The organism is Pedobacter jeongneungensis, assembly GCF_039538295.1.
GTDB lineage: Bacteria > Bacteroidota > Bacteroidia > Sphingobacteriales > Sphingobacteriaceae > Pedobacter > Pedobacter jeongneungensis.
Window position 1 is genome coordinate 354,473 of record NZ_BAABBY010000002.1, and the last position, 19,411, is coordinate 373,883.

At 41.8% G+C, this 19,411-nt stretch carries 15 protein-coding genes; 12 read left to right on the forward strand and 3 right to left on the reverse strand.

Features of this window, described 5'->3' with window-relative positions:
- The first annotated feature begins 250 nt into the window (after positions 1-250).
- The 3 genes from recR to ABD769_RS05270 all read left to right on the forward strand — a co-directional run bounded on the left by recR (position 251) and on the right by ABD769_RS05270 (position 2,845).
- Positions 251-868, forward strand: a complete 618-nt coding sequence (recR, locus tag ABD769_RS05260) for a recombination mediator RecR (protein WP_344850280.1) — start codon at positions 251-253, stop codon at positions 866-868.
- 117 nt (positions 869-985) lie between these two features.
- Complete coding sequence (locus tag ABD769_RS05265; RefSeq protein ID WP_344849990.1) at positions 986-1,804, forward strand: SDR family oxidoreductase; 819 nt, start codon at positions 986-988, stop codon at positions 1,802-1,804.
- Positions 1,805-1,996: 192 nt separating this feature from the next.
- Complete coding sequence (locus ABD769_RS05270) at positions 1,997-2,845, forward strand: alpha/beta hydrolase (protein WP_344849991.1); 849 nt, start codon at positions 1,997-1,999, stop codon at positions 2,843-2,845.
- A 371-nt stretch (positions 2,846-3,216) separates the two neighbouring features.
- Here ABD769_RS05270 and ABD769_RS05275 read toward each other — a convergent pair whose 3' ends face one another.
- Positions 3,217-4,158, reverse strand: a complete 942-nt coding sequence (locus ABD769_RS05275) for an ion channel (RefSeq protein WP_344849992.1) — start codon at positions 4,156-4,158, stop codon at positions 3,217-3,219.
- A 366-nt stretch (positions 4,159-4,524) separates the two neighbouring features.
- On the opposite strand from ABD769_RS05275, the gene trpD reads away from it, so the two are divergent.
- The 5 genes from trpD to ABD769_RS05300 all read left to right on the forward strand — a co-directional run bounded on the left by trpD (position 4,525) and on the right by ABD769_RS05300 (position 9,346).
- Positions 4,525-5,514: an anthranilate phosphoribosyltransferase gene (trpD, locus tag ABD769_RS05280; protein WP_344849993.1), complete on the forward strand. Its 990-nt coding sequence runs from the start codon at positions 4,525-4,527 to the stop codon at positions 5,512-5,514.
- On the forward strand, positions 5,508-6,137 hold the full coding sequence (locus ABD769_RS05285; protein ID WP_344849994.1) for a phosphoribosylanthranilate isomerase: 630 nt from the start codon (positions 5,508-5,510) through the stop codon (positions 6,135-6,137). Before trpD ends, ABD769_RS05285 begins: the two co-directional genes overlap by 7 nt.
- Positions 6,138-6,187: 50 nt before the next feature.
- Positions 6,188-7,369 carry a tryptophan synthase subunit beta gene (gene trpB / locus ABD769_RS05290; RefSeq protein ID WP_344849995.1) on the forward strand — a complete coding sequence of 394 codons (1,182 nt, stop codon included), beginning with the start codon at positions 6,188-6,190 and terminating at the stop codon, positions 7,367-7,369.
- Between the two features lie 93 nt (positions 7,370-7,462).
- Positions 7,463-8,230, forward strand: a complete 768-nt coding sequence (gene trpA, locus ABD769_RS05295; RefSeq protein WP_344849996.1) for a tryptophan synthase subunit alpha — start codon at positions 7,463-7,465, stop codon at positions 8,228-8,230.
- 465 nt (positions 8,231-8,695) lie between these two features.
- Positions 8,696-9,346, forward strand: coding sequence for an NAD(P)-dependent oxidoreductase (locus ABD769_RS05300; protein WP_344849997.1), 651 nt, complete (start codon positions 8,696-8,698; stop codon positions 9,344-9,346).
- 147 nt (positions 9,347-9,493) lie between these two features.
- Here ABD769_RS05300 and ABD769_RS05305 read toward each other — a convergent pair whose 3' ends face one another.
- Positions 9,494-9,934, reverse strand: a complete 441-nt coding sequence (locus ABD769_RS05305) for a GNAT family N-acetyltransferase (RefSeq protein ID WP_344849998.1) — start codon at positions 9,932-9,934, stop codon at positions 9,494-9,496.
- 181 nt (positions 9,935-10,115) lie between these two features.
- Here ABD769_RS05305 and ABD769_RS05310 point away from each other — a divergent pair, with 181 nt between their 5' ends.
- The 4 genes from ABD769_RS05310 (at position 10,116) to ABD769_RS05325 (ending at position 16,609) form a co-directional block, all read left to right on the forward strand.
- Positions 10,116-10,721, forward strand: a complete 606-nt coding sequence (locus ABD769_RS05310; protein WP_344849999.1) for a TetR/AcrR family transcriptional regulator — start codon at positions 10,116-10,118, stop codon at positions 10,719-10,721.
- Positions 10,722-10,793: 72 nt separating this feature from the next.
- The gene (locus tag ABD769_RS05315) at positions 10,794-11,996 is read left to right on the forward strand and encodes an efflux RND transporter periplasmic adaptor subunit (protein WP_344850000.1); all 1,203 of its coding nucleotides are present in this window, start codon (positions 10,794-10,796) and stop codon (positions 11,994-11,996) included.
- A 22-nt stretch (positions 11,997-12,018) separates the two neighbouring features.
- Positions 12,019-15,216: an efflux RND transporter permease subunit gene (locus tag ABD769_RS05320; RefSeq protein WP_344850002.1), complete on the forward strand. Its 3,198-nt coding sequence runs from the start codon at positions 12,019-12,021 to the stop codon at positions 15,214-15,216.
- Positions 15,203-16,609 carry a TolC family protein gene (locus ABD769_RS05325; RefSeq protein WP_344850004.1) on the forward strand — a complete coding sequence of 469 codons (1,407 nt, stop codon included), beginning with the start codon at positions 15,203-15,205 and terminating at the stop codon, positions 16,607-16,609. The genes ABD769_RS05320 and ABD769_RS05325 overlap by 14 nt, the downstream gene beginning before the upstream one ends.
- 597 nt (positions 16,610-17,206) lie before the next feature.
- On the opposite strand, the gene nhaA is transcribed toward ABD769_RS05325, so the two are convergent.
- Complete coding sequence (nhaA, locus tag ABD769_RS05330; RefSeq protein WP_344850006.1) at positions 17,207-18,364, reverse strand: Na+/H+ antiporter NhaA; 1,158 nt, start codon at positions 18,362-18,364, stop codon at positions 17,207-17,209.
- Positions 18,365-19,411: the final 1,047 nt, after the last annotated feature.

Genomic DNA, 19,411 nt, shown 5'->3' on the forward strand with positions numbered 1-19,411 from the left:
AGAAATGGAAAATGTATGATGGGTAATGGAGGAATCAATGAACCAGTAAGCGATTAACAATAACCAATGACCAATATACAATGATCAATGAACCAATTTTTAGCTGGTATTTGACAGTTACTAATAAACGAATGACTCATGAACTACTAAAGCATATGCAATTTTCAGTTAACCAATTTAAACAATTAACCGCTTAACCCTTTCACTAATGACTATTGAACCAATGAACCATTTTACCTATTTTTGTACCATGAATTTTTCATCCAAACTGCTCGAAGATGCGGTAAACGAATTCTCGAAACTTCCTGGTGTAGGGCAAAAAACGGCTTTGCGTTTGGTTTTACATCTTTTAAACAAAGAACAGGAGGAGGTGAATCAGTTTGGCAATACCTTTATCAGGTTAAAACAGCAGATTAAACATTGCAGCACCTGCCATAATATTTCTGATTATGCCGTGTGCGAAATCTGTACCTCAATTAAACGCGATAAAGAAACCATTTGTGTAGTAGAAGATACCCGCGATGTAATGGCGATCGAAAACACCGGACAATATTTCGGAGTGTACCATGTTTTGGGTGGATTAATTTCTCCAATGGATGGCATCGGCCCTTCTGATTTGTTTATTGATGGATTGGTGGCCAGAATGGTACACGGTGGCATTAAAGAAGTGATTTTAGCTTTAAGCCCGAACATGGAAGGCGATACCACCTTGTTTTATCTGTACAAAAGGCTAAAAGAATTTAATGTACCAGTAACCACCATTGCCCGCGGAATTGCCTTTGGCGGAGAACTGGAATATACAGATGAAATTACGCTGGGCAGATCGATCATTACCCGCGTACCTTACGAAACCGCAATGATGAAATAATCACAATATAACCCTAGCGATATCAAATCTTAATACTTGTTACTCAATACTCAATACTCGCTACTCACTACTTGATACTCACTACTCAATACTGTTACTCAAACCTCACTACTACAAATGAACCTAAAAAATAAAGTAATCATCATCACCGGAGCTTCTAGCGGAATTGGAAAAGCCTGTGCCGAAGAATTTGCAAAACGCGGTGCCGATCTGGTTTTAGCTGCACGTCAATATGTAACCCTTTGCGAAATCACTGCTGAACTGGAGAAAAAATATAACATCAGGGCGGTAGCGGTTCAGGCCGATGTGAGTAAAGAAGCGGATTGCGAACTGATTATTAAACAAGCTTTAGTTTCGTTTCAACAGATTGATATTTTGGTTAATAATGCCGGATTATCGATGCGTGCCCTGTTTAACGACCTGGATTTATCAGTGCTTAAAAACCTGATGGATGTAAATTTCTGGGGAACGGTTTATTGTACCAAATATGCCTTGCCTGAGATTTTAAAAACTAAAGGAACTATTGTTGGCGTTTCATCAATTGCCGGTTACCGTGGTTTACCGGGCAGAACAGGTTATTCGGCATCTAAATTTGCAATGAACGGCTTTCTCGAATCTTTGCGTACCGAATTGTTAAAAACCGGCGTAAATGTGCTGTTGGCCTGTCCTGGTTTTACCGCTTCCAACATCCGTGTTACCGCTTTATCTAAAGATGGCGCTGCGCATGGCGAAACCAGTATGGACGAAGGTAAAATGATGTCGTCAGAAGAAGTGGCCAGCATTATCGCCGATGGGATCGAACAACGTAAACGCACCCTCATCATGACCGGACAAGGCAAGTTAGCCGTTTGGATGAATAAACTTTTCCCGGCTTTTGTAGATAAAAAAGTATTTGATTTGTTTGCGAAAGAAAAGAATCCGTTGATTAAGGCTTAAGGTTTAATAAAAAGTCGTCATCTCGACCGAAACGTCCCAAATATTCGGGAGAGAGATCTACCTCGAGATAGATTTTGCTTCGCAGAGCCTTCGGGTTCTCGACTGCGTTGCACTTCGCTCGAAATGACGATCAAGCGGGCTGTCCTATTCCAAAAATCCACCACCTCAACAATTTCGTTTATTTAAGCTGAGATGAAAACCTTGTTTATGTACAAATACCTTGTTTTATTGATGCTCCTATTTCAAACGATACTTTCTTCTGCACAGGTTAAAAAAGTAAAAAACATCAATTACGCAGGCAATACCGATGAGGCCAATACGCTGAATATTTTTTACAAAAACGATAGCGTTAAAAATAAACCTGTTTTAATTTTTATTCACGGTGGTTCGTGGAGTAGTGGAAAAAAGGAAACGTATTGGTGGCTGGGCAGAAATTTCGCTCGGAAAGGCGTTGTTACCATAATCATCAATTATCCTTTGGCACCAAATGTTCAGTACGAAAAAATGGCCGATGATTGTGCTTTAGCTGTAAAATGGGTTCAGGAACATATTGCCGATTATACTGCCAGCCCTGACAAGATCTTTGTTATGGGACATTCGGCCGGAGCACACCTGGGCGAACTGATCAATGCTGATCCTAAATATTTTAAAAAAGCCGGAATTAAAAACCCAATCAAAGGCGTAATCCTGAACGATCCCTTTGGTTTGGATATGCAAGAATATTTAACCACAGCCGAAAAAGATCATTTTTATTTCGATTTCATCAGGACTTTTACCGATCAGCCGGCGGTTTGGAAAGTGGCTTCGCCGCTGGATTATGTAAACAATATCAAAAATCCGCATCTGCTTTTTTACGGTAGTAAAACTTATGGCGCCATTAAATTGCAAACACCAAGGTTATACGAAAAGCTTAAAGCGAACCATGTTCCTGTCGAAATAAAGGAGATTAAAGGCAAAAGCCATGTTCCGATGATCAGCCAGATGATTTTTGGTGGAAATCAGTTGTATAAAGATATTGTGGAATTTATAGGGCATAATTAACACCCCGTCCTGCGGACACCCCTCTGGGAGAGGGGAATACAAATCGCATAGAAACTAAGAGGGGCAATTCCCCTCCTTTGGAGGGGTGCCTGCAAGGCGGGGTGGTTCTATTCATTGCACCAACACAACCCACCTAAACCCGGTAGCAGCGAAAATCCTTTTTGTTTGCAGCAACCTTGAATAGACTGTCACGCTGAGGTACGAGGCATCTGCAAGCTATGAACAGATCCTTCGTGCCTCAGGGATGACAGCACCACAAAAAGATTGTAGCGAATGGCGGGACTATCGCAACAGATTAGCACAGAACCTTGCTTTCCTAAAAAAATAAAGCTTTCCTAAAAAACTCAAACCTTTTCAAAAACAGAAAACCTTTACACTGTTGGCGTTACCTTATCCAGCTTACTATAATCCATCACCATTTTGCCTTCTTCGTTATGGTAATACATTTTATCAAACTTGGCGTCCATTTCTATTTCTTCGTCCTGATAACTCGTTCTGGTATGGATCGTTTGCGAAAAGGTATCATCGAAAGCTTTTAACATCACAAAAATTTCGACCTCCGCCTGTTGCAGTTCTGTTAACGATTTTTCGTAAAACGGGCTATCTTCGGTAATGGCATGCACCAGTGTCCAGTTTAAAGATAAAATACCGATCTTATCGCGTTCTAAAGCCAAAGGATAAAACCTCCGTACATGTTTACCATCAACGGTTTCGTTATACGACATCACCATCTGTACCTCCACCTCGATAAGCTGGTTGCGCCGTAAATTAACCAGACGGCACATCAACCCATGACCATTTTCGTAAGGAGCGATCACCATCTTTTTACTAAAACTCACCTTAGACGTAGGTCGGCTGAAACGGCCATACAGCAAGCCTGTGGCCAGTGCAAATGCCAGTAAACCCAGCATGCTTTCGAAAGCGGCCAATACGCTGGTAATAAAACCCTGCGGCGAAATATGGCCATAACCTACCGTAGAAATGGTTTGTGCCGAAAAGAAAAAGGCATCAAAAAACTGATCGCGGAGGGTTACTCCTTTAGCACCATCGAGGTTTTCGATACCGATTAAATTATATAAAACTGCGAAAATGGTATTTACCACGAGGTAGGCAAGTAATATAACGAAGAAAAACCGCGTCCAGCTCATGGTAACCAAACGGGTATAGGTATCATCAAACTTAAACCATGGCAAACCCGTACGTTCGATATTTGCTGAACCATCGGGATTTAGCATACGCTGATTTTTGGTTACCGGATTGGATCCGAACCCCAAATCATCATTAAACTGTACTTTTCTTTTAAAGAAAGACATATATTTTTAGAAAGATTTTGGAATATTAAAAAACTATATCAATATTTGCTTTATACAAACATGATAATTAAAAACTTAAATAACAATTGGTGGTGGCATAACGAAATTCGTTAGGCAAATTCTATTGTTATATATTTTAAAATATTTTAAACAGAACGAAGAGGATTGCCCAAAAAGCAATCCTTTTTTTATGCGCCACGGTTCGTGTCTCCACGAACCGGAATAAACACAAATGGTTTGTGGCGACACAAACCATGGCGCAAAACAAGATAAATGAAAAAGGAGCCACAGATGAGCACAGATACACACAGATTTTTATCCGTTTTCATCCTTTTCATCTGTGGTTAAATAATATTGGCAATAAACATGAAAAAAATATTAAACCATTTATTCGAGAACAAGAGCTTTAGCAGGGAAGAGGCGAAAAATATCCTGATCTCCATATCAGAAGGTGCTTTCAATTCTTCGCAGATTGCCGCTTTTATTACCGCTTATGCCATGCGCAATATTACCGTGCAGGAATTACAGGGTTTCCGAGATGCGATGCTGGATATGTGTGTAAAAACAGACTTATCTGGTTACGATCTGATTGATCTTTGTGGTACCGGAGGCGATGGAAAGGACACTTTCAATATTTCTACCTTATCGTCTTTCGTAGTGGCAGGTGCCGGTCATCCGGTGGCTAAACATGGTAATTATGGCGTTTCATCCGGTTGCGGATCATCGAATGTGATGGAATATTTAGGCTACACCTTTACCAATGATGAAGACACTTTAAAACGCAACCTGGATAAAGCGGGGATCTGTTTTCTGCATGCTCCTCTGTTTAATCCGGCGATGAAAATTGTTGCACCGATCCGTAAGGAACTGGGCGTGAAAACGTTTTTCAATATGTTGGGGCCGATGGTTAATCCCGGACAGCCAAAATACCAGATGGTAGGTGTTTTCAGTCTGGAACTGGCGCGTTTATATGCTTATTTATATCAGGATACCGATAAAAGTTACACCATTGTTCACGCTTTGGAAGGCTACGACGAGATTTCGTTAACCTGCGATGTGAAAACTTTTAGCAACAGGGGGGAGCAGATTTTAACGCTTGATGATATGGGTTTCGAAAAAGTGGATGTTAATGCCATTAAAGGTGGTGATACAGTAGAATCATCAGCCAAAATATTTATGGATGTACTTAACGGCGAAGCTACCGATGTACAGAACAATGTGGTGCTGTGCAATTCGGCACTGGCCATTAAAACCATAAAACCTGAGCTGTCTTTTGCTGATTGTTATTACGAAGCAGAAGACTCGTTAATGGGTAAAAAAGCATTAAACAGTTTCAAAAACTTACTGGCATGTTAAAATTAAAAGTTTGCGGAATGCGTTTGGCAGCGAATATTGCTGCGGTTGCTGAATTGCAGCCGGATTACATGGGTTTTATTTTTTATGAAAAAACGCCAAGGGTAATCAGTGAGGTTTCTGCGGAATTGATTAAATATATTCCCTCAGAAATTAAAACTGTAGGTGTTTTCGTCAATGAAGACTTAGAAAAAGTAAAGGAAAGGGTACACTTATTAAAGCTGAAAGCAGTTCAGTTACATGGAGGTGAGTCTCCTGAATATTGTGCGGAACTAAAATCAACATTTCCTGTTCTTGAAGTAATTAAAGCTTTTGGAATAGATGAAGATTTCGGTTTTTCAGCTTTAGAACCTTATTTAGATGCGGTGGATTATTTTCTTTTTGATACCAAAACGAAAATACATGGCGGATCCGGAAAAACATTTAACTGGTCTGTTTTAGACCGATATACTCACACCAAACCCTATTTTTTAAGCGGTGGAATTGATTTAGAACATGCCGCTGCTATAAAAAACATAAACGACGAACGTTTATATGCACTCGATATCAACAGCCGTTTCGAAACCGAACCTGGCCTGAAGGATGCAGAAAAAATTAAAGCATTTATTAAAGAAATGAATAAATAAGTTGTTATTCATAACCCCTGGTTTCAACCAAGGGGGAAAAGAAAAGAAATATGAAATACAAAGTAAACGAAAAAGGATATTACGGAGATTTTGGCGGTGCCTACATTCCCGAAATGCTCTATCCAAACGTAGAAGAATTGCGTCAAAACTATTTAAAGATTATTGATGATGCCGGTTTTCAAAAAGAATTTCATCAATTATTAAAAGATTACGTTGGGCGTCCTTCGCCTTTATATCTTGCCAAAAGATACTCGGAGCGATATGGTGTCAATATTTTCTTAAAAAGGGAAGATTTAAACCATACCGGGGCACATAAGATCAACAATACCATCGGACAGATTTTATTGGCCGAAAAACTGGGTAAAAAAAGGATTATCGCCGAAACAGGTGCTGGGCAGCATGGGGTAGCCACGGCAACGGTTTGTGCTTTACGCAATCTTGAGTGTGTAATTTACATGGGAGAGGTCGATATCGAACGTCAGGCACCAAACGTGGCCCGCATGAAGATGCTGGGAGCAAAGGTTGTTCCGGCAAGTTCTGGTAGTAAAACCTTAAAAGACGCTACTAACGAGGCGATGCGCGATTGGATCAATAACCCGGTTGATACACATTATATCATCGGTTCGGTGGTTGGCCCACACCCTTACCCTGATATGGTGGCGATTTTTCAATCGATCATCTCCGAAGAAACCAAAAAACAATTATTGGAACAAACCGGAAGCGACCAGCCTGATTATGTTCTGGCCTGCGTTGGCGGTGGAAGTAACGCCATGGGAATGTTCTATCATTTTATGGATGATGAGAATGTTAAACTCATTGCCGTTGAAGCAGCTGGAAAAGGCGTATCGAGCGGATTTTCTGCCGCGACTACTTATCTGGGTAAAGAAGGTGTTTTACACGGCAGCAGAAGTATTTTAATGCAAACACCAGACGGGCAGGTAGTTGAACCGCATTCGGTTTCAGCCGGATTAGATTATCCGGGCATTGGTCCACAACATGCGCATTTGTTTAAAACCGGCCGCGGACAATATGTTTCTATTACCGACGAAGAAAGTTTAGATGCTGGTTTGCTTTGTACTCAACTGGAAGGAATTATTCCTGCCATCGAAAGTGCACATGCCCTGGCTTACTTAGAAAAAATGGAATTTAAAGGCGGCGAAAATGTAGTCGTTTGCCTTTCAGGCCGTGGCGACAAGGATCTGGATACCTATATTAAATATTTTAACCTATAGATAGATTTGAGACGCGAGATATGAGACAGTAGATTTCCTTACCAGGTCATCAATCTCATATCACACATCTCCAATCTCACATCTCAAAAAAAAATGAATAGAATTAAACAACTCTTCCAGGAGAAGAAAAATATATTATCAATTTATTATACCGCTGGTTATCCAAATACTGGCGACACTTTAGAAATTGCTGAATTACTAGAGCAATCAGGTGCCGATATGCTCGAAATCGGTTTCCCTTATTCAGATCCTGTTGCTGATGGACCAGTAATTCAGGCGAGTAGCAAACAATCGCTTGATCAGGGCATGACACTTCAGCTGCTTTTCGAACAGTTAAAAGATTTACGGAAAAAAGTAAGTATCCCTGTTTTATTAATGGGCTATGTAAACCCTGTTTTGCAGTTTGGCGTAGAAAAGTTCTGCGAAGCCTGTGCCGAAGTAGGGGTAGACGGCTGTATTGTGCCCGATCTGCCTATGGTAGAGTATGAGGAATTTTATAAAGATTGCTTCGAAAAACACAACTTGAGCAATGTCTTTTTAATTACCCCTCAAACCGCCGAAGAACGTATCCACAAAATTGATGGTTTAACCAACGGATTTATTTATCTTTTATCTTCATCAGCTACTACAGGTAAAAACCTCGAAGTTGGCGATACTACCGAAGCCTATTTCAGCAGGATTAAAAACCTGAACCTTAAAAATCCTACCATGATCGGTTTCGGAATCAGCGATAAACAAACTTTCGATAAAGCCTGCTCGTATGCAGACGGCGCAATTATCGGTACTGCTTTCGTTAAAGCCATCGCCGATGGAAATTTAGAGGAAAGTGTGAGTGATTTTATGAAGAAGTTTAAGGATTAGTTTTTTAACTCCTTTCAAGTTAGCGGAATTCACCCCCGCACCGTCATTTCGAGCGGAGTGTAGCGAAGTCGAGAACCCGAAGGCTCTGCGAAGCAAAATCTGTCTCGAGGTAGATCTCTCCCTGCCCGAAGCAGGCGGGCGCTCCACTGCGTTTCGGTCGAGATGACGTTTTTTTTATTAAATTATGTAATGGTAGCGAAGCACCCGCTTATCGTCATTTCGAGCGGAGTGTAGCGAAGTCGAGAAATCTGTCTCGAGGTAGATATCTCCACTCCACTGCGTTCCGGTCGAGATGACGTAACTCACTTACAATCAATGTAAATAACGATTATTTTTTCTTATATTAGTCTCATTAAAATCTCTTTATAAAATATTCACCAAACAGAACCCCGTTCTGAAATTCCATTATCCATTCGATAACCGGGATTAAACCATTATTTTCTAAAATTTTATAAAGAGAACATCATGCAAGATTTAAAAATTGCTTTAATCGGTGCTACTGGTAAAGCTGGTACTTATATTTTAAAAGCGCTGTTGGCGCAAAACTATAGGGTAAAAGCCCTTGTTAGAAACCCTGAAAAACTTCAGATCAACCATTCAGCCTTAGAAATTGTAACAGGCGATGTTAACGATGCTGAAGCCGTACATCATTTTATAAAAGATTGTGATATCGTTGTGAGTGCTTTAGGCATGGGACAACCAGCCAGTGAAAAAACAATCTTTACGCAATCAGCTGCTAATATATTAACAGCAATGAAAGCTTTTGGACTGAAACGTTATATCGTACTTACAGGTATTAATGTAGATACGCCTTTTGATGAAAAAGATGCCAAAACCAAATTTGCTACTCAATGGATGTACGAGAATTATCCGGTTTCTACAGCGAACCGGCAAAAAGAATACGAAATGCTTTCAGAAAGTAAGCTAGATTGGACTTTAATCCGTTTACCTTTAATTATGCAAACCGACGAACAAACGGCAATAGGAACAAGTTTGCTTAATTGCGATGGCGATCAGATTAATGCGGCCAACATTGCGGAGTTTATTATTGAGGAGTTAGGAGAGGGTAAGTTTGTAAAACAAGCACCTCTTATCTGGAATAGTATGCTTAAATAGCACAGTTTCGTCATTGCGAGGAGGAACGACGAAGCAATCTTATACTATCGCTACTAGCGAACGCTTTAGGATTGCTTCGTGCCTCGCAATGACGACTTTTTTATTGAAATCTGTTCAAGAGAACTATTCGTGCCTTTGTGGTCATTACTAAGGCTGTTTCACCCAATCCTCATAACCCATTTCAAATTTCACTTCGCCTTTATTTACCGTGCCAACTTTTCTCCAGCCCTGTCTGCTGTAAAATTCTTCGGCACGGGTATCTGGAGCTGTCCCTAACCAAACCGGTTTTTTAGTCTGTTCAAAATACCAGTCCAGCATTGACGGGTGCAGTTTCTTACCAATACCTTTCCCTTCGAACTTTGGCCGAAGGAATAAAGCCCAGATATTATGCTCCTTTAAATCTACGATCGAAAAACCAACCACTTCACCATCAACCTCACAAACCCATCCTTTGCCCCGCTCAATAATAAATTCTTCGCAATCTTTGTCAGTAACCAGAGCCGGATCGGACAAAATGTTCTCTTTTACAGTATGTCTGACAATTTGCATGGCAGCGATGTCAGTTGTTTTTGCAAAGCGAAAAATCATGATTTATATTTTCTTAAAAATTTGACTGATTAAAAATCTTCATTTAAGCGCTGTAAAGGTTAATTATAAGTGATAAAACTAAGCAATAAAATGTTTATGACAAATGAATGATTGTGAATTGTGCAATTGGTTCTACATTTGCTTAACGGTGTTAGATTATTTACACCTTATATTCCAGATCATGGGAAGTAAAGAAAGAATTCTACGTTTAAAAGATGAAACCAGAACAAAAATTCTGGATGCTGCCTTGAACATTGTTCAAACAGAGGGCTGGCAGGCATTGAGTATGCGTAAAATTGCCGACCAGATCGAATATACTGCACCAATTATTTACGAATACTTTTCCAACAAAGATGGCATCTTACTGGAACTCACCAGAAGAGGATATTTAATGTTGGCCAAAGATATCCGCGAAGCCAGGGATAAACACGAATCTCCGGAAGATAAAATGGAAGCCATGTGGATTGCCTACTGGAACTTCGCCTTTGCCCACAAAGAATTTTATCAGCTGATGTATGGTGTGGATATGGTTTGTTGTACCGTCAAAAATTCAATGCCCGAAGCTGAAAATGTAGGCGGTATGTTAGGCGAAGTAATTGAATCATTATTCGAGAAGAAACCAGTATCTGAAGATGATATCTGCATGAAGTATTATACCTATTGGTCAATCATCCACGGGTTAATTTCGATTAACCTGGTGCGCCCGAACGGAAGAACAACAGACGAACTAAACCAGCAAATTTTAAAAGATGCCATCAAAGGTATCACGTTATCTATTAACAGTTAAAATATTTTTTTTACACAGTAATTTAACACTGTTAGATTATTTATACACTATAATCCAATTAAATTTAATCATATGAAGTCTCTACATCGCTTGTATCCATTACTTAACACCGTTAAATGGTTTAATGGTATTAAATCATTGTTAACAATTTCTCTTTTATCTATAATTTTGATTAGCTGTAAATCATCTCCAGAGCAATCAGCTGCCGCGCCACCACCACCGGTTTTACCTGTAAGTGCGATTAACGCAAGTACCGAAACCACGTTTGTAGACTACCCGGCTTCTATACAGGGAGCGGTTGATATCGATGTTCGTCCGCAGGTGAGCGGTTACCTTCAAAGCGTTTTGGTTAATGAAGGCGCTTATGTAACAGCCGGACAAACACTATTTAAAATTAACGAAAACCCTTTCCGCGAGGCTTTAAACAACGCTAAAGCAAGTTTACATGCTGCAGAAGCTGCCATGTTAAATGCACAGCTGGAAGTGGATAAGTTAACACCATTGGTTCAGAATAAAGTGGTTTCTGATATCCAGTTAAGAACTGCAAAAACAGCTTACAAAATTGCCCAGGCCAATGCCGAACAAGCTAAAGCCAGCGTAGCTTCTGCACAGATCAACTTAGGTTATACTAATGTTAAGGCTACGGTAAGTGGTTACATTGGTCGTATCCCTAAGAAACAGGGAAGTTTAGTTTCGCCAACTGATCAGGTGGCGTTAACTCAGTTATCTGATATCCACGAAGTACACGTTTATTTCTCACTTGCAGAAAACGACTTCAATAACTTTAATGCAAATTACCCTGGTAAAACCCCTGCCGACAGGATTAAACATTTACCAGCGGTTGAACTTTTATTGTCAGACAATTCGGTTTATCCGCTTAAAGGTAAAATCGATATGATTGATGGTCAGTTTGATAAAAATACCGGTGCCATTACTTTAAGGGCCAGTTTCCCTAATGCAAGCGGTGTGTTACGCTCGGGTAATACCGGTAAAATCCACTTAGGCTTGCAGCATAATGATGCCATTCTGGTTCCTCAGTCGGCCACAGTAGAAATGCAGGACAAAGTATTTGTATTTACTGTAGGCGACAGCAGTAAGGTGAAAAAACAAGCCATTACCATTGTGGGTAAAGCCGGCGAAAATTACCTGGTTAATGCAGGGGTAAAAGTAGGCGACCAGATTGTGTTAAGCGGCATTGACAAACTACAGGAGGGTATGGTGATCCAGCCTCAAAAAGCAGCAGATAAAGTAGCTGTTGCAAAATCGAAAAATTAATACACTTAAAGTTTAAGCAATCATGTTTCAGAAATTTATAGACAGGCCTGTACTTTCGACTGTTATTTCCATCTTATTGGTAATAGTTGGGATACTGGGCTTAACAAAGCTGCCCTTAGAGCGCTTCCCAAATATCGCACCTCCGTCGGTATTGGTAACTGCTGTGTACCCTGGGGCCAACGCCGAAACGATTTTACGTTCGGTAACCCCCTCATTGGAGGAAGCCATTAATGGTGTGGAGAACATGACCTACATGACCTCGAGCGCCAGTAACGATGGTACGCTGGCGATTACGGTGTACTTTCAACAAGGTACCAACCCCGATCAGGCAGCTGTTAACGTGCAAAACCGTGTTTCGCAGGCCACCAGCCAATTGCCAGCAGAGGTAGTACAATATGGTATCACCACTACGAAACAGCAAAACAGTTTTATTGGCGCTATCGGGGTTTACTCTGAAGATCCAAAAAAATACGATGCGGTTTTTGTAAACAACTATGCACAGATCAATATCATTCCGGAGCTTAAACGTATCCCGGGTGTAGGTTCTGCCAGTGTGTTTGGCGGTATTAAAGATTATTCGATGCGTATCTGGTTAAATCCAAGTCAGCTGGCTACTTATAAAATTACCCCAAATGAAGTGATTACGGCCATTCAGGATAAAAACCTGGAAGCGGCACCGAGCAGGGTTGGAGAGAGAAGTAATGAAGCGTTTGAGTACATCATTAAATATAAAGGTAAACTTACTAAACCTGAGGAATATCAGAATATCGCGATACGTTCCAATTCTGATGGTTCTATATTACGTTTAAAAGACGTGGCCCGTGTGGAACTGGGTGCTTACAGTTATGGTAGTGTTAACCGTTTAAACGGACACGATGGAATTACCATTGGTGTAATCCAGTTATCAGGCTCTAATGCCAACGAAATTCAGATTGCCATTGATAAATTATTGGCAAAACTATCAAAAGATTTCCCTGCAGGCATTAAATACAATCAGTTTTACCGTACCAAAACCGATCTGGACGAATCCATCAATCAGGTGGAACACACCCTGGTGGAAGCCTTTTTACTGGTATTTATCGTAGTGTTTATCTTCCTTCAGGATTTCAGGTCTACTTTAATCCCGGCCATTGCGGTTCCGGTGGCGATTATCGGTACCTTCTTCTTTATGCAGTTGTTTGGCTTCTCTGTTAACCTTTTAACCTTGTTCGCACTTGTACTGGCCATAGGTATTGTGGTGGATGATGCGATTGTGGTGGTGGAAGCGGTGCATGCCAAGATGGAAGAAAATCCTTCGCTTAGTCCGAAAGCGGCAACTACCGAGGCCATGAATGAGATTACCGGGGCCATTATATCCATTACGCTTGTAATGGCGGCAGTGTTTTTACCGGTAGGTTTTATGACCGGCTCAACAGGGATCTTTTACAAACAGTTTGCCTTAACCATGGCTATTGCCATTATTATTTCTGCGGTTAACGCCTTAACTTTAAGTCCTGCATTGGCAGCCTTATTTTTAAAGAACAAACACGCTGAAGGCGGTCATCAAGCACCTAAAAAAGGTTTTGTAGAAAAGTTTTATGCAGGCTTTAACGGTGGTTTTAATTATATGACCAACCGTTACGTTGGTGGTTTAAAAGTGCTTATCCGTAATAAATGGATCAGCATGGCCGGACTTGCGTTAATCGTTGCGGTTACTGTTCTTCTGGTAAGCAGAACAAAAACGGGCTTTATCCCTACAGAGGATCAGGGTTTTGTGGCCATTGCGGTTGCCAGTCCATCGGGAACTTCATTAGCCAATACCAATAAAATATTAAAACAGGCTGAAGAGGAATTGAGGGCTATGCCATCGGCAAGATTCGTGATGTCGCTTGCAGGTTATAACTTCTTAACAGCATCTAACAGTCCTTCCGCTGGTCAGATTTTCTTATTGTTAAAACCAAATGAAGAAAGGGGAGCAGTAAAAAATATCGATGAGATCCAGAATATCGTAAGGGCTAAAATGGCAGCCATATCTGCAGGTACCTTCTTCGTATTCAGTTTCCCAACCGTACCGGGCTTTAGTAATGTGGAAGCGATGAACGTGATGTTACAGGATAAAACCAACGGCAGACTGGATAAATTTAGTGGTGTAGCGAATAACTTCATCGGTAAGTTAATGGCGAAACCGGCTATTGCCTATGCTTTTACTTCTTATAAAGCCGATTATCCTCAGTTACAACTGGATGTGAACGACGAAAAAGCCGATCAGCTGGGTGTAAGTAAAAAAGATATTTTACAAACCATGCAGACCTATTTTGGTACGGCACAGGCATCAGATTTTAACCGTTTTGGTAAATACTACCGTGTGGTGGTTCAGGCTGATGTTGCTGACAGGACTGACCCTGCGAGTATCGACCGAGTGTTTGTGAAAAACAAAGCCGGAGAAAGCGTGCCGATCAGTACGCTGGTTAAATTAACCCGTGTGTATGGCTCGGAAACGGCTTCGCGTTATAATTTGTTTAACTCTATCGAAGTCAATGCGATCCCTAAACCAGGTTTCAGTTCTGGTGATGCGATTAAAGCGATAGAAGAAACGGCCAGAGAGCAATTGCCAACCGGATATGCTTATGAATTCTCGGGACAAACACGTGAGGAAATTTCTTCAGGCGGACAGTCGACAGTGATCTTCCTGTTATGTTTAGTGTTTGTTTACTTCCTCTTATCAGCACAATACGAAAGTTATATCCTGCCATTGGCGGTAATCCTTTCAATCCCTACAGGTGTATTCGGTGTGTTTGTGGTATTGGGTTTAACCGGTATCGAAAACAACATTTATGTACAGGTAGCGCTGATTATGTTGATTGGTTTGCTGGCTAAAAACGCGATTCTGATCGTTGAGTTTGCGGTGCAGCGACGAAAGGCAGGATTGAGTCTGGTTGATTCGGCTATCGAAGCCGCCAGATTAAGGATCAGACCGATCATCATGACCTCACTTGCTTTTGTGTTTGGTTTATTCCCGATGAGTATTGCAACAGGTCCGTCGGCACAGGGTAACCACTCCATCAGTATTGGTGCCGCAGGAGGTATGGTTTCAGGTGTAATTTTAGGTTTATTCATCATTCCGGTACTTTTCGTCATCTTCCAGGCTTTACAGGAAAAAATATCAAAAAAATCATCAAATGAGGTTGTTCGCCACCATGAAGAGCCTGTTAATAATCATGTAGTTTATGAAACGGTTTAATATAGTTAGCATCCTGCTCCTTGCTTTAATCTGGAGCGGATGTTCGGTTTCGAAAGATACAGCTCTGCCCAATATTGTGCCAGGCTTATTCAGAAACACCACACCACGCGATTCTTCGAGCATTGGCACCATGCCATTGAAGAGTTTTATTAACGACCTTACTGTTCAGAATTTAATTGATACAGCTTTGGTTAAAAATTACGACATGCAAATTGCATTGAAAAATATTGATGCAGCAGAAGTATTGTTCAAACAATCTAAATTGGGTTATTTACCTGAGCTTAAATTGCAGGTTGCGGCAAGTACCAGCCGTCCGAGCGATAACAGTTTAAATGGTTTAAGCCTGAACCAGTTTACGGGTTCTACACACATCGAAGATTACAGCGCTAATCTGGGCGTGTTTTGGGAGGCCGATATCTGGGGGAAGATCCGCAATCAAAAAGCCGGTGCTTTAGCCAGTTTTTTGCAGACTGAGGAAGCTCGTAAAGCGGTTCAAACCCGTTTGGTTGCCAATGTGGCGCAAGGTTATTACAACCTGCTGATGCTTGATGCGCAACTGGAAATTGCCAGAAAGAACTTAAAACTGAACGATAGCACGTTAAGGATTATCAATTTACAGTTTGATGCTGGTCAGGTTACTTCGCTGGCCATTCAGCAGGCGCAGGCACAGCAATTGGTTGCGGCACAGCTGATCCCCCGTTTAGAACAAAATGTAACCCTGCAGGAAAATGCTTTAAGTGTACTGATCGGTACTTTACCAAAAGCGATTAACCGTGAGAGCCGTTTGGATAAAATGGTGCTTCCGGATGATTTAAACGCAGGATTCCCTTCGGCAATGTTGAGCCGCAGACCGGATATTAAAAGTGCAGAGTTAGCGTTAACGGTAGCGAACGCAAAAGTTGGCGTGGCGAAAGCGAGTTTATATCCATCACTGGTGATTACCGCAAGCGGTGGCGTGAACTCTTTTAAGGCAAGCAACTGGTTTAATGTACCGGCATCTTTATTCGGACTGGTTTCGGGAGGGATTACTCAGCCTATTTTTCAACGTGGACAGTTAAAAAGCAATTTAGAACTGGCTAAAATCGACCGTGAGAAAACAGTGATTCAGTTCCGTCAGTCGGTATTGAATGCGGTTGGCGAAGTGTCGGATGAGTTAACGAAAGTAGAGAAGTTGAAAGCACAATATAGCATTGCCGAAAAAAGAGCGCAAACTTTACAGCAGGCTTCAAAAAATGCAAGTTTGTTGTTTAAAAGCGGCATGGCGAACTACCTGGAGGTAATTACGGCGCAAGGCAATTTATTGCAAAGCGAACTGGAACTTACCACCATTAAAACAGAGCAGTTAAATGCTGTGGTTGGTTTGTACCGCTCGTTAGGCGGCGGCTGGAATTAATTTGCAAAAACCTATAAGGCTTGTAAAAGGCTTTATAGGTTTGTGTATAAATTTAGGCACTAAGGACGCGAGGTTCTTGGTGCTTTTTTATTATTAAATGTCATCCTGAGGCACGAAGGATCTCTAAGTTATTATGCGTAATTTTTACAACGATCAATCCGTCATTTCGATCCCGAAGGTTCGGGAAGAAACCTGTTAAACTTAAATTCTGGTAATGAAAATCTCTATCGGCTCACCGCCGCCGAGGGGCTCTTTCTTTTGGCTTGGTCCAAAAGAAACAAAAACCCAAGGCTTGGATCTGATGTCGGATAAATTCGTCAAAGCTTTTAGTTCGCCAGCACAAGCTCCCCATGAAAAATCGGGGAGGGCGTGCTGCCTCGGGGTAGTGGTAAGACGAAAGGAGGTGTAAAAGCTTTAACGCTTTCTCCTTCCATCAGTTCCGAGGCCGGATAGCAGGGAGCATAATGCAGGGCGCAGTAATTTGTCTTTTCAAACCCTTTCTCTTTCAGCAGAAAGCTGCCGATAGGCGGATAGGGGCTCTGTGCCACTCTGTGATTTTTTCTTTGTGATCTCTGTGGTAAAAATTGCTTTCTGTGGTTAACCCTTAGCTTTCACCGATTTCAAAAACACAAAACCCACCACGCCCGATAAGATCGAGGCCGTTAATATCGCAAACTTCGCTTCCGATACATGTAACACCTCGCTAAAAGAGAGCAGCGCAATAAAAATCGACATGGTAAAACCGATTCCGGCGAGCATGCCCAAACCTAAGATGTGTTTCCAGCCTGTTCCGGTGGGTAAGTCAGCCCATTTCAGTTTCACGGCGAGCCAGCTGAAAAAGGTTACACCAATGGTTTTGCCTGCAAATAAACCTACGATAATTCCGAGTCCTAAAGGAGAAACCAATCCCGTAAGCATTTCTTTCTGGAAAGTGATATTCGTATTGGCCAATGCGAAAACCGGCATAATGAGGTAATTTACCGGAGTGGTTAAAAAATGCTCGAGTTTTTCTAAGGGCGATTCGATGTCGGTTTCGTTGGTGGGAATGGTGAAAGCCAGTAATACCCCTGCAATGGTGGCATGGATGCCCGAGTGGTGGATGAAATACCAGAGGAATATCCCCGGGATGAGGTAAAATACGAGCTTCTTTACGCCGAAATAATTCATTAAGCCTAAAAGCACAAGGATGCCCCCAGCCATGGCCAGGTATTCGAAATGGATCTGTTGCGTATAAAAAATCGCGATAACGAGGATAGCACCGAGATCATCAACAATGGCCAAAGCGGCCAGGAATATTTTTAAACTGGCGGGTACGCTTTTACCCAGCATGGCGATAATGGCGAGGGCAAAGGCAATGTCGGTAGCCATGGGGATGCCCCAGCCACCGGCGGTTTCTGCACCTTTGTTAAACAGGCTATAAATTATAGCGGGTATCAGCATGCCTCCTAAGGCGGCGATAACGGGTAAAGCTGCGCTTTTAAGGGAGGAGAGTTCGCCTTCTACAAGTTCGCGTTTGATTTCGAGTCCTACGAGGAGGAAAAATATGGCCATGAGGGCGTCGTTTATCCAGGCTAAAATACTGTAGTTTACTTCGCCAAAGCCTAATCTGGTGGCTAAAAAAGCTTCAAAACTTTCTTTGGAAGCGGTATTGGCAATGATTAAGGAGATGGCTACGCAGATCAGTAATAAAAATCCGCCCACTTGTCCGGAGCGGAAGAAACGCTGAAATGCTTCAAGGTTGATGAGTTTAGCCATAGGGGTAAAAATAGGAAAAAGGAGGGATAGGGGGTGGTTTTTGTGAAGAATAAGTTTCTATATGGTCGTTATCGGATGGCTATCGATCCCGCGCAGGCAGGAATCTTAAAGCTTTCGCTATTAGTTTAATTGGTTTTCTGTCATCCTGAGGTACGAAGGATCTGTAAATGTTTATTACTGGTTTGTGTTTGTTCACCCGCTAAGTTTTTCTTTGCCTTATGCTCAGGCTTGCCTCGGCTCACCGCCGCCGATGGGCTCTTTCTTTTGGCTTGGCCCAAAAGAAACAAAAACCCAAGGCTTGCATCCTTTCTTGAACTAAGCTATCGAAATTCTCATTGCGGCAATATGGAGGCCCTGATGAAAAATCGGGACTGTATATTGCCTTGGGCAGTGAGATATTGAGGGTGGGCTGCAGGAATTTCAATGCTTATTTCGGCGAAAATCTGCGAGGCCGGTAGCAGGGAGCAGATAGCGTGATGTATAGGGATGTTTTCTAAAGCGATCGTCATTCCCGCGGAGGCGGGAATCTTAATTGTTTAGCTATATCACGCGTAATTTCTACCGCGAACAATCCGTCATTTCGACTGGAGCGCAGCGTAATGGAGAAATCTATTAACTTAAATCTAGTAATGAAAATTTCTATCGGCTCATTGCCGCCGGGGCTAGTCCTTTTTCCTTGATGAAAAAGGGATCAAAAAATCAAGGCTTGCATTCTTCCTTGTAAAAAGCTACGGAAATCTTGATTGCGGCAGCATCGAGGCTCTTACCCTTGCTTATCCCCACCACTCCCGCTTTGATCCTGCCTTGGGCTGTGGGGTAATGAGGGGAGCTGCAAAGATTTTCATGCTTTTTCCGGCGGAAATCTGCAAGGCCGGATAGCAGGGAGCAGGTCGCATGGAGCATATTGCAGGGTGCGGTAAATTGTTTTTCAAGGCCTTTCCCTTTCAGTAGAAAGGTGCCGTTAGGCGGATAGGGGCGCTGCGACCAATAAAAAAGCCGCAGATTTTATTCTGCGGATTAGGTAAAAATGTAATGCTTTAAGCATTA

Excerpts from the sequence above, each read along its gene's own strand:
- ABD769_RS05270 (WP_344849991.1), top strand. The coding sequence starts at position 1,997 with ATGAAAACCTTGTTTATGTACAAATACCTTGTTTTATTGATGCTCCTA.
- trpA (WP_344849996.1), top strand. The coding sequence starts at position 7,463 with ATGAATAGAATTAAACAACTCTTCCAGGAGAAGAAAAATATATTATCA.
- ABD769_RS05275 (WP_344849992.1), bottom strand. The coding sequence starts at position 4,158 with ATGTCTTTCTTTAAAAGAAAAGTACAGTTTAATGATGATTTGGGGTTC.
- ABD769_RS05320 (WP_344850002.1), top strand. The coding sequence starts at position 12,019 with ATGTTTCAGAAATTTATAGACAGGCCTGTACTTTCGACTGTTATTTCC.
- ABD769_RS05265 (WP_344849990.1), top strand. The coding sequence starts at position 986 with ATGAACCTAAAAAATAAAGTAATCATCATCACCGGAGCTTCTAGCGGA.
- nhaA (WP_344850006.1), bottom strand. The coding sequence starts at position 18,364 with ATGGCTAAACTCATCAACCTTGAAGCATTTCAGCGTTTCTTCCGCTCC.
- ABD769_RS05305 (WP_344849998.1), bottom strand. The coding sequence starts at position 9,934 with ATGATTTTTCGCTTTGCAAAAACAACTGACATCGCTGCCATGCAAATT.
- ABD769_RS05310 (WP_344849999.1), top strand. The coding sequence starts at position 10,116 with ATGGGAAGTAAAGAAAGAATTCTACGTTTAAAAGATGAAACCAGAACA.
- ABD769_RS05285 (WP_344849994.1), top strand. The coding sequence starts at position 5,508 with ATGTTAAAATTAAAAGTTTGCGGAATGCGTTTGGCAGCGAATATTGCT.
- trpB (WP_344849995.1), top strand. The coding sequence starts at position 6,188 with ATGAAATACAAAGTAAACGAAAAAGGATATTACGGAGATTTTGGCGGT.
- trpD (WP_344849993.1), top strand. The coding sequence starts at position 4,525 with ATGAAAAAAATATTAAACCATTTATTCGAGAACAAGAGCTTTAGCAGG.
- ABD769_RS05315 (WP_344850000.1), top strand. The coding sequence starts at position 10,794 with ATGAAGTCTCTACATCGCTTGTATCCATTACTTAACACCGTTAAATGG.
- recR (WP_344850280.1), top strand. The coding sequence starts at position 251 with ATGAATTTTTCATCCAAACTGCTCGAAGATGCGGTAAACGAATTCTCG.
- ABD769_RS05325 (WP_344850004.1), top strand. The coding sequence starts at position 15,203 with ATGAAACGGTTTAATATAGTTAGCATCCTGCTCCTTGCTTTAATCTGG.
- ABD769_RS05300 (WP_344849997.1), top strand. The coding sequence starts at position 8,696 with ATGCAAGATTTAAAAATTGCTTTAATCGGTGCTACTGGTAAAGCTGGT.